The organism is Thermus sp., assembly GCF_056332225.1.
Window position 1 is genome coordinate 65,870 of sequence record NZ_JBWGQW010000003.1, and the last position, 9,590, is coordinate 75,459.

The window sequence follows — 9,590 nt, forward strand, 5'->3', positions numbered from 1 at the left end:
AGCCTACTGAGCAAATCAAGGCGCAAGGCGTCCTCCCGTCCCCGGCCCTGGTATAGTGGCCGCCGTGAGGCGCTACTTCGGCACCGACGGGGTGCGGGGGGAGGCGGGAAAGCCCCCCCTCACCCCGGAGTTCGTCCTGAAGCTCGGCCAGGCGGCGGGGGCCTACTTCCGGACCCATAGCCCCAAGCCCGTGGTCCTCCTCGCCAAGGACACCCGGGAGTCCTCGGACCTCCTGGAGGCCGCCCTGGCGGCGGGGCTTATGAGCCAGGGGGTTAGGGTGGAGCACCTCGGGGTCCTCCCCACCCCGGGGGTGGCCCACCTCACCAGGGCCCTAGGGGCCACGGCGGGGGCCATGATCTCGGCAAGCCACAACCCCTACCAGGACAACGGCATCAAGTTCTTCGGGCCCAATGGGGAGAAGCTTCCCGACGAGGCGGAGGAGGAGATAGAGCGCCTCCTCCTGGAGGACCACCCCACCCGGGGCATCGGCACCGTGGGGGACTTCCGGGAGGCGGAGAGGATGTACCTGGACTTCCTCCTCGCCCACGCCCCGGACCTCACGGGGCTAAAGATCGGCCTGGACCTCGCCCACGGGGCCACCTACCGCATCGGCCCCAAGCTCTTCCAGAAGGCGGGGGCCGAGGTCATGGCCTTCTTCAACACCCCGGACGGCCGGAACATCAACCGGGGCTGCGGCTCCACCCACCCCGAGGCCCTGGCCCGCTTCGTGGTGGAGCTCGGGCTGGACCTGGGCCTCGCCTTTGACGGGGACGGGGACCGGGTGCAGTTCATAGACCGCAAGGGGCGCCTCTTCCACGGGGACCACGTCCTCTACCTCGCCGCCTTGGCCTTTGGGGAGAAGGGCGTGGTGGGGACGGTGATGAGCAACATGGCCCTGGAGGTGGCCCTAAGGGAGAGGGGCCTCGCCTTCCACCGGGCGGCGGTGGGGGACCGGTACGTGCTGGAGAAGCTCAAGGAGACGGGCCTCGCCCTTGGGGGGGAGCCCTCGGGGCACGTGATCTTCCTCCGCCACCACACCACGGGGGACGGCCTCCTCACCGCCCTCCTCACCCTGAAGGCCCTGAAGGCCCTGGGGGGGGACCTAGCCGACTGGTACGAGGCGTTGCCCCTCTACCCCCAGGTCCTCCTCAACGTGCGGGTTTCCGACAAGGCCAAGGTGATGGGGGACTCGAGGCTTGGGGAAGCCCTCCGGGAGGCCGAGGCCCGCCTTGGGGGGAGGGGCCGGGTGAACGTGCGCCCCTCGGGCACCGAGCCCCTCGTCCGGGTCATGGTGGAGGCGGAGGAGGGGGCGGAGGAGGTGGCCCGGGCCCTTGCCGAGGTGGTGGCCTCCTTGGACCGGGGGCAGGGGCCGGGGTAGGATGGGGACGTGAGCTACGGGAAAGCCCATCTGGAGGAAAGGCTTCTTCGGGCCCTGGCCGAGGCCGTGGGGGAGCTTGAGGACCCGAGGCTCTTCCTCCTCACGGTGGAGGCGGTGCGCCTCTCCCCGGATGGCCGGGTGCTGTCCGTCTACGTGGAGGCCTTCCAGGAGGAGGAGCGGGCCTTGGAGGCCCTGCGCCACGCGCAAAGGCGGCTCTTGACCGCCGTGGCCAGGAGGGTGCGCCTGCGCCGCCTGCCCAGGCTGGAGTTCCTGCCGTGGAGAGCGTCACCCGCATAAGGGTCCGCTACGCCGAGACGGACCAGATGGGGGTGGTCCACCACTCGGTCTACGCCGTGTACCTCGAGGCCGCCCGGGTGGACTTCCTGGAGAAGGCGGGGCTTCCCTACCACCAGGTGGAGGCGAGGGGGGTCTATTTCCCCGTGGTGGAGCTCGGCCTCACCTTCCGCGCCCCCGCCCGCTTCGGGGAGGAGGTGGAGGTGAGGACCCGCCTCGCCGAGCTCTCCTCCCGCGCCCTCCTCTTCCGCTACCGGGTGGAGCGGGAAGGCGCCCTCCTCGCCGAGGGCTTCACCCGCCACCTCTGCCAGGTGGGGGGAAGGGCAGCCCGTATCCCGGAGGAGATCCACCGGGCCTTGAGCGTGCTATGCTTAAGGTAGCATTGGGGCATGGACTTGGACGCTTTCGCGCTCTTTGAACGCCACATCAACCCTGGCCTCGCGGGCCTTCTCCGCTTCACCGGCCTTGACCGGGTGGAGTCCCACGCCGAAGGCCCCTACGTCTGGGATACCCAGGGCAAGCGCTACCTGGACTTCCTGGGCCTCTACGGTGCCCTGAACCTGGGCCACCGCCACCCCAGGGTGGTGGAGGCGGTGAAGCGCCAGCTTGACCGGATGCCCATGTCCGTGCGGGTCCTGGTCTCGGAGCCCACGGCGAGGCTTGCCGCAAAGCTCGCCGAGATCACCCCCGAGGGCCTGGAGATGGTCTTCTTCGGCAACTCCGGGGCCGAGGCGGTGGAGGCGGCCATCAAGCTGGCCCGGGCCTACACGGGGAAGCCGGGGATCATCACCACCCAAGGGGGGTTCCACGGCAAGACCCTGGGGGCGCTCTCCCTCACCCCCAAGCCCGAGTACCAGGACCCGGCGAGGCCCCTCCTCCCCGGGGTCAAGGCGGTGCCCTACGGGGACCTAAAGGCCCTGGAAGAGGCCCTGGACGAGGACACGGGGGCGGTGATCGTGGAGCCCGTCCAGGGGGAGGGGGGCATCCGGGTGCCCCCCGAGGGGTACCTCCGGGGCGTGCGGGAGCTCACCCGGGAAAAGGGCGTCCTCATGATCGCCGACGAGGTGCAGACCGGCCTCGGCCGCACGGGGAGGCTTTTTGGGGTGGACTGGGAGGGGGTCTCCCCGGACCTCATGACCCTGGCCAAGGCCCTGGGGGGCGGGGTGATGCCCATCGGGGCCTGCGTGGGGAGGCGGGAGGTCTTTGAGGTCTTCAAGGGAAACCCCCTCTTCCACTCCTCCACCTTCGGGGGAAACCCCTTGGCGGCGGCGGCGGCCCTCGCGGCCATTGAGGTGACCCTGGAGGAGAGGCTACCGGAGCGGGCCCTGGAGCTTGGGGCCTACCTGATGGAGGGGCTAAAGGCCCTCAAGGGGCGCCACCCCCACCTCATAGAGGACGTGCGGGGCCGGGGGCTCATGGTGGGGGTGGAGTTCGCCGACGCCGACATCGGGGCCCTGGTGGTGGCGGGGATGGCGGAAAGGGGCGTCCTCACCGCCTTCGGCCTGAATAACCCCAAGGTGGTCCGCCTCGAGCCCCCCCTCATCATCGGCAAGGAGCACGTGGACGAGGCCCTCGCCGCCTTCTCGGAGGCCCTTTTGGCCACGGAGAAGGCCCTCGAGGGCCTTCTAGGATAAGATGCAAGAAGCTTTGCTGGAGTTCTTCAAGAAGACGGGCAGGCCGCACCGGCTGGAGGAGATCCTCCACCGCTTCGGCCTGGGAAAGCGGGAGGCCAAGGCCCACCTCAAGGCCCTGGTGGACCGGGGGCTTTTGGAGAAGCGGGGAAGCCGCTACTTCCTCCCCAACCGGGTGCAAGGCCCCTTGAGCCTCCACCGGGACGGCTATGGCTTCGTGCGCCTCCCCGAAGGGGACCTCTTCATCCCCCCCGGCTACACCCAGGACGCCTGGCCGGGCGACCTGGTGGAGGCCCGCCTCATGCCCCCGGGCCGGGACGGGAGGCCCTTTGGGGTGGTGGAGCGGGTCCTCAAGCGGGCGCGGGAGCGCCTCGTGGGCACCCTGGACTTCCGGAAAGGCCGCGCCCTTCTCCTTCCCGACGAGCCTAACCTCCCGGAGCTTCCCCTCGTCCCCGAGGGGCTTGAGGGCCTGAAGCGGGGAAGCCGCATCGTGGTGGAGGTCCACTACGGCAAGCGCCCCTACGGGACCTTTGTGGCCTACCTGGGGGAGGGGGAGGCCCCCGAGACCGAGACCGAGGCCGTCATCGCCAAGTACGGCCTCCGCGCCGAGTTCCCCGAGGAGGTCCTGAAGGAGGCGGAGGCCATCCCCCTGGAGATCCCCGAGGCGGAGCTTGGGCGGCGGGAGGATTTTAGGGGCCTCAGGGTCTTCACCCTAGACGGGGTGGACGCCAAGGACTTTGACGACGCCATCCACGTGGAGAGGCTTCCCGGGGGCTACCGCGTCGGGGTCCACATCGCCGACGTCTCCCACTACGTGAAGGAGGGGAGCCTCCTGGACCAGGAGGCCTTCCAGAGGGGCACCAGCGTCTACCTCCCGGGCCGGGTCCTTCCCATGCTTCCCGAGCGGCTTTCCAACGGGGTCTGTTCCCTAAAGCCAGGGGAGGACCGCCTGGTTCTTTCCGTGCTGGTGGACCTCACCGAGGACCTGAAGGTCAAGCGGGTGCGCTTCGCCGAAGGGGTCATTAGGAGCGCAGCCCGCCTCACCTACACCGAGGTGGAGGCCTTCGCCGAGGGGTTCGGCCTCCCCGAGGAGCACGTCTTCCTGGCCGAGGACCTTTCCCTTCTCCTGAAGCTAACCCAAAGGATGCGGGAGAGGCGCCTGGAGGAGGGGGCTTTGGACTTCAGCTTCCCCGAGGTGAAGGTGGAGGTGGGGGAGGAGGGGGAGCTCCACCTCATCCCCCAGGCCGAGCCCAGGGCGAGGAGCCTCGTTGAGGAGCTCATGCTCCTCGCCAACCGCCTGGTGGCCGAGCACCTGGTGAAGAAGGGCCTCCCTGCCCTCTTCCGGGTGCACGAGGAACCTGTCCAGGAGGCCTACGAGCGCCTCCGCCAAGCCCTGGCCCGCCTGGGCTACGATCTTCCCCAGAAACTTTCCAATGAAGCCCTGCAGAAGGCCCTCCTCGCCTCCCGGGGGCGGCCCGAGGAGCCCGTGGTGGCCTACCTCGTCTTGCGCTCCCTGCGCCTTGCCCGCTACGCCCCGGAGAACCTGGGCCACTTCGGCTTGGCCCTGGAGCACTACCTGCACTTCACGAGCCCCATCCGCCGCTACCCCGACCTGGTGGTGCACCGGGTGCTCAAGGCCGCCCTGAGGCGCACCCTCACGGAAAGGCGCAAAGGGCGCTGGCTCGCGGAGTTTCCCGCCATCGCCGACCACGCCTCCGAGATGGAGAGGAAGGCCGAGGCCGCCGAGCGGGAGCTCACCAAGTACTACATGGCCAAGTGGGCGGAGCTCCACCTGGGGGAGCGCTTTTTGGGGAAGGTCACCGGGGTGGCGGCCTTCGGGGCCTTCGTGACCCTACCCAACGGGGTGGAGGGGCTGGTGCGCCTCGAGGCCCTGGGGCCTTACACCTACAGCGAGGAGGCCCTCGCCCTCCTCGGCCCCAAGGGGAGGAAAATCCGCCTCGGGGACGCCATGGAGGTGGTCATCGCCCGGAGCGACCCGAGGCTCAGGCAGATAGACCTTTTGCCCTACGTGGAGGAGGCCTCCACGAGGCTTAAGGGAAAGGAGGTGGACATGCGCAAGGTGGTAGGACCCCCCAAGGACAAGGCCCGGGACACCCGTCCCGAGCGGGCCACGGTGCACAGCGTTTATTTCGGCGAGTGGGCCCCCAAGGAGGCCCGGGAGGAGAACCGCCCGGGCCCTGGCCGGCCCCGCCGGAAGCGGCGCCGCTAAGTGCCCGCACTTGGCTTTGCAACACGGGATGCCCAAGCTTTGGCTGTAGGAAAGCTCTTTTGGGGCCCCCACCGCGGCAAAAGCCGCGGTGGGGTACTTAGAGGACCAGGGTCCCGGCCCCCACGGCGCTTAGGGTGGGGGCCTCGAGGTCCAGGCGGTGGGCGAGGACCTTCCCCTCCCTGCCCCTTAGGAGGGGGAGGAGGCTTCCCACCACCTCCACCCCGTCTATGCGGGTGGGGTTTTCCCCCAGGAAGGCGAGGGCGGCCTCGGGCTCCCCTTGGGAAAGCCTTTCCAGGAAGCCCAGGTCCCGCCGCCTCGCCTCCTCCGCCAGGGCGCGGGTGAGGGGGGTGTCCCCGAAGCGGGGCCCCACGTGGGAGAGGTCCACGGCGAGGACCAAAAGGCCTGGGTAGTCCCGCATCGCCACCTTCAGGGCCTCCCCGAGCTCGGGGCTACGCCTCCCCACCAGGAGGGGGAGGACCTTGGCCTCGGGGAAGCGCCCTTTTAGGAAGAAGAGGGGAAGCTCCAGGCTGTGTTCCTCCCGGAAGGCGAGGGGGGTGTTGAAGAGCTCAAAGGGAAGGAGGGCGTCCAGGGCCTGGAGGGCGGAAAGGTCCGGCAGGGCGGGGCCGAAGGGGGTCTGGAAGGGCACGGGGAGGGCGGCGGCCCTTTCCTTTAGCGGCCTGTGGGCGACCCCGACCAGGTAGATGCGCTCGGGAGGCGGGGTCTTTTCCAGGGCGGCGAGGGCCGCCCCGTAGACCTCGGGGACGCGGGCGGGCTCCAGGTGGGGCATGAGGAGGACCTGGGCCTTTTCCCCTTCCCCCGGGTAGCTCGCCCGGAAGGCCTCGAGGAAGGCCCGGGCCTCCTCCTCCCCTTCCGGGTAGGAAAGCCCCGCGAGGCGCATGGGCCTTTCCTTCCTGAGCTTTTCCTCTTCTTCCTTTAGCCTCGCCTCCACCTTTTCTGTGAGGAGGAGGCCCGCCTCCTCCAGGGCCTTGGCCAGCTCCTCAAGCTCCTTCCTCGGCACCAGAACCCCGTGGCGCTTGAACACCTCCTCCTGGACCTCCTCTAAGGTCCTCCCCTCCATGAGGGAGACGAGAAAAAGCCCCCCTTCCGTGAGGGCCAGGGGCTTCTCGTAGACCCCGTAGGGATCAAAGACCAGGAAGCCCCCCTCAACCGGGGTGATCTGGGGCTCCCGGAGCCTGAGCCTCCCTTCCACGCCTCCAATATAGGAGAAAGGCCCGGGCCTCCTCGGGGGTCCGCACCGCCCCTTCCGCCTGGGCCTCGAGGAGGGCCTTTAGGGCCCTTCCCACCTCGGGGCCTTCCCGGAGGCCCAGGAGGGCCATGGCCTCCTCCCCGGAGAGGAGGGGCCTTTGGGGTAAGGGCTCCCTTAGGGCCTCCCCGTAGCGCCCGAGCACCTCCCAGGCCTCGGCCTCCACCCCCCTTGTGGCCAGGCGGTCCGCGGCCATCAGGTAGACGAGGTCGGGGAGGAGGTCATGGCGGCGGAGGAGGAAGCGGCGGAGGGCCCGCCTCTCCTCGGGAAGGCGGTCCATGTGGCGGCGGACCAGGGCCTGGACCCGCTCCACCGCCTCCTTGGGGAAGCGGAGCCAGGAAAGGCTCGCCCGGGCGATCTCCGCCCCCACCTCGGGGTGGCCCAGGAAGCGGAAGCGGCCCACCTCGGGGTCAAAGCGGCGGGTGAGGGGCTTGCCCGCGTCGTGGTAGAGGGCGGCGAGGCGGGCCTCGAGGGGGGCCTCGGGCCAGAGGAAGAGGAGGTGGAAGAGGGCGCTCAAGGTGTGCTCCCAGGCGGGAAGGTGGTGCACCCCTCCCTGCTCCAGGCCCTCGAGGAGGGCGAGCTCGGGGAGGTAGACCCCTAAAAGCCCCGTCCTCTCCAGGAGGCGGAGGCCGAAGGCGGCCCGTGGGGAGAGGAGAAGCCGCGCGAGCTCCTCCCGCACCCGCTCCCGCGCGGGGAGGGCCTCGGGGTGGGCCTGGAGGAAGCGGGCGTGGCGCCTTAGGGCCTCTTGCGTTCTGCCGGGCAGGCCGAGGCCGAGGCTTGCCGCAAGGCGCACCCCCCGGAGGCTCCTGAGGTGGTCCTCGTAGAGGTTTTCCTCCCGCACGGGGACGAGGAGGCGCCGCCTCAGGTCCTCCTCTACTCCCCTTAGCCCGAAGACGGCGCCTTCCTTAAAGAAGAGGGCGTTTGCCCGGTAGTCCCGCCGGAGGAGGTCCTCCAAAAGGTCTCCCTCCAAGGGGGTGAAGTCCAGGGTCCTTTCCCCCACCACCAGGCGGTAGTGGCCCCTTTCGGGGTCCAGGGGGAAGAGGCTTCCCCCGAGGCGCCTCTTGGCCTCCTTGGCCGCCCCTTCCGGGTCCAGGGCGGCGTAGTCCAGGTCCTTGGGCCTCCTCCCCAGGAGGAGGTCCCGCACCGCTCCCCCCACGGGGAAGGCGCCCTTGGGGGTATAAAAGGGGAAGTCCATATGGGCCACGAGGCGAAGCACCCCATCATTATCGGCCTCACCGGGAACATCGGGAGCGGCAAGAGCACCGTGGCCGCCCTCCTCCGGGAGCTCGGCTACCCCGTGCTGGACGCCGACCTCCTGGCGGAAAGGGCCCGGGAGGCCAAGAAGCCCGAGCTCAAGCGCCTTTTCCCCGAGGCCTTCCGGGGGGAGGAGCTGGACCGGAGGGCCCTGGCCCGAGTGGTCTTTTCCGACCCAGAGAAGCTCAAAGCCCTCGAGGCCGTGGTCCACCCGGAGGTGCGGCGGCTTCTTGTGGAGGAGCTTTCCCGCCTTAGGGCCCCCCTGGTCTTCGTGGAGATTCCCCTCCTCTTTGAGAAGGGGTGGGAGGGGAGGCTCCACGGAACCCTCCTGGTGGCGGCCCCCCTGGAGGAAAGGGTGCGGCGGGTCGTGGCGCGCTCGGGGCTTTCCCGGGAGGAGGTCCTGGCCCGGGAGCGGGCCCAGATGCCCGAGGAGGAGAAGCGCAAGCGGGCCACCTGGGTCCTGGAGAACACGGGGAGCCTCGAGGCCCTGAGGGAGAAGGTGCTCGCCCTTCTAGGGGAGATCCGGGCCCGGTTTGGGCTATCCTGAACCCATGCGCGCCGTGCTCATCTCGGGGGCGAGCCGGGGCATCGGGGAGGCCATGGCCCGGCTCCTCCACGCCCAGGGCTACGGGGTGGGGCTCTTCGCCCGGGACGGGGAAAGGCTTAGGGCCCTGGCTTCGGAGCTTGGGGAGCGGGCCCTCCCCCTCCCCGGGGACGTGCGGAACCCAGGGGACTGGGAGCGGGCCGTGGCCCGCATGGAGGAGGCCTTCGGCGGGCTCTTCGCCCTGGTGAACAACGCCGGAATCGGCATCATGAAGCCCCTCGCCGAGCTTTCCGAGGCCGAGTTCCGGGAGGTCTTGGAGGTGAACCTGGTGGGGCCCTTCCTGGGCCTGAAGGCCGCCCTCCCCGCCCTTCTCCGCGCCCGGGGGGTGGTGGTGAACATCGGAAGCCTTGCCGGGAAGAACCCCTTCAAGGGCGGGGCCGCCTACAACGCCAGCAAGTTCGGCCTCCTCGGCCTCATGGGGGCGGCCATGCTGGAGCTGAGGGAAGAGGGGGTGCGGGTGGTGAACCTCCTCCCGGGCTCGGTGGACACGGGCTTCGCCGGGAACGCCCCGGGGGCAGGCTGGAAGCTCGCCCCGGAGGACGTGGCCCAGGCGGTGCGCTTCGCCCTGGAGATGCCGGAAAGGGCCCTGGTGAGCGAGGTGGAGCTCCGCCCCACCCGGCCCCAGAGGGGGTAAGCTAAGGCGGATGAGCCTGCCCGCCCGCCTCCAAGCGGCCTTGGTCCGCTTGAGGCCTTAGGTGGGGGCGGAGGGGTGCCGTGGCCCTGGCCTTTCTCCTCGGCTATCTGGTGGGCGGCCTGCCCGTGGCCTTCTGGTTCGGCGCCCTGAGGGGGAAGGACCTCCTTAGGGAGGGGCCCGACTTCCTGAGCGCCCTCGAGGTCCTGGGCCCGGTGCCGGGGCTTCTGGTCCTCTTCCTGGAGGTATTCCAGGGGGCTTTGGGCGTGGCCTTGGGGGAGGGGGTCGCGGGGAGCCCCTTGGG

The 9,590-nt window shown here is 69.9% G+C and carries 10 protein-coding genes; 8 read left to right on the forward strand and 2 right to left on the reverse strand.

Annotated features, from left to right (window positions below; all coding sequences use genetic code 11):
- The first annotated feature begins 64 nt into the window (after positions 1–64).
- From glmM to rnr, 5 genes are read left to right on the forward strand one after another with little or no spacing between them, the layout of a single operon-like run.
- Positions 65–1,378: a phosphoglucosamine mutase gene (glmM, locus tag AC01Y6_RS01460; RefSeq protein WP_476669909.1), complete on the forward strand. Its 1,314-nt coding sequence runs from the start codon at positions 65–67 to the stop codon at positions 1,376–1,378.
- 9 nt (positions 1,379–1,387) lie between these two features.
- A complete protein-coding gene (locus tag AC01Y6_RS01465) occupies positions 1,388–1,675 on the forward strand; it encodes a ribosome-binding factor A (protein ID WP_428721515.1) in 288 nt (95 codons plus the stop codon).
- Positions 1,654–2,052 carry an acyl-CoA thioesterase gene (locus tag AC01Y6_RS01470; RefSeq protein ID WP_347241859.1) on the forward strand — a complete coding sequence of 133 codons (399 nt, stop codon included), beginning with the start codon at positions 1,654–1,656 and terminating at the stop codon, positions 2,050–2,052. The genes AC01Y6_RS01465 and AC01Y6_RS01470 overlap by 22 nt, the downstream gene beginning before the upstream one ends.
- Positions 2,053–2,061: 9 nt before the next feature.
- Positions 2,062–3,306 (forward strand): aspartate aminotransferase family protein, encoded by a 1,245-nt coding sequence (locus AC01Y6_RS01475; RefSeq protein ID WP_476669910.1) that lies wholly within the window; start codon positions 2,062–2,064, stop codon positions 3,304–3,306.
- Position 3,307: 1 nt separating this feature from the next.
- Positions 3,308–5,533: a ribonuclease R gene (gene rnr / locus AC01Y6_RS01480; protein ID WP_476669911.1), complete on the forward strand. Its 2,226-nt coding sequence runs from the start codon at positions 3,308–3,310 to the stop codon at positions 5,531–5,533.
- A 97-nt stretch (positions 5,534–5,630) separates the two neighbouring features.
- Here the strand turns inward: rnr and amrB are convergent, their stop codons facing one another.
- Positions 5,631–6,743, reverse strand: a complete 1,113-nt coding sequence (gene amrB, locus AC01Y6_RS01485) for an AmmeMemoRadiSam system protein B (RefSeq protein ID WP_476669913.1) — start codon at positions 6,741–6,743, stop codon at positions 5,631–5,633.
- Entirely contained in the window at positions 6,697–7,992 is a 1,296-nt protein-coding gene (locus tag AC01Y6_RS01490; RefSeq protein ID WP_476669917.1) for an HDIG domain-containing metalloprotein, read from the reverse strand. The genes amrB and AC01Y6_RS01490 overlap by 47 nt, the downstream gene beginning before the upstream one ends.
- Here AC01Y6_RS01490 and coaE point away from each other — a divergent pair, their 5' ends adjacent.
- The 3 genes from coaE to AC01Y6_RS01505 form a co-directional block, all read left to right on the forward strand.
- A complete protein-coding gene (gene coaE, locus AC01Y6_RS01495) occupies positions 7,993–8,598 on the forward strand; it encodes a dephospho-CoA kinase (protein ID WP_347241863.1) in 606 nt (201 codons plus the stop codon).
- A gap of 4 nt (positions 8,599–8,602) precedes the next feature.
- Positions 8,603–9,289, forward strand: coding sequence for an SDR family oxidoreductase (locus AC01Y6_RS01500; protein WP_476669915.1), 687 nt, complete (start codon positions 8,603–8,605; stop codon positions 9,287–9,289).
- A gap of 80 nt (positions 9,290–9,369) precedes the next feature.
- Positions 9,370–9,590 (forward strand): glycerol-3-phosphate acyltransferase (locus tag AC01Y6_RS01505; RefSeq protein WP_476669916.1); only part of this gene is annotated, 221 nt, incomplete at its 3' end.

Coding starts and splice junctions, on each gene's coding strand:
- AC01Y6_RS01490 (WP_476669917.1), bottom strand. CDS start 7,992: ATGGACTTCCCCTTTTATACCCCCAAGGGCGCCTTCCCCGTGGGGGGA.
- coaE (WP_347241863.1), top strand. CDS start 7,993: ATGGGCCACGAGGCGAAGCACCCCATCATTATCGGCCTCACCGGGAAC.
- AC01Y6_RS01475 (WP_476669910.1), top strand. CDS start 2,062: ATGGACTTGGACGCTTTCGCGCTCTTTGAACGCCACATCAACCCTGGC.
- AC01Y6_RS01500 (WP_476669915.1), top strand. CDS start 8,603: ATGCGCGCCGTGCTCATCTCGGGGGCGAGCCGGGGCATCGGGGAGGCC.
- rnr (WP_476669911.1), top strand. CDS start 3,308: ATGCAAGAAGCTTTGCTGGAGTTCTTCAAGAAGACGGGCAGGCCGCAC.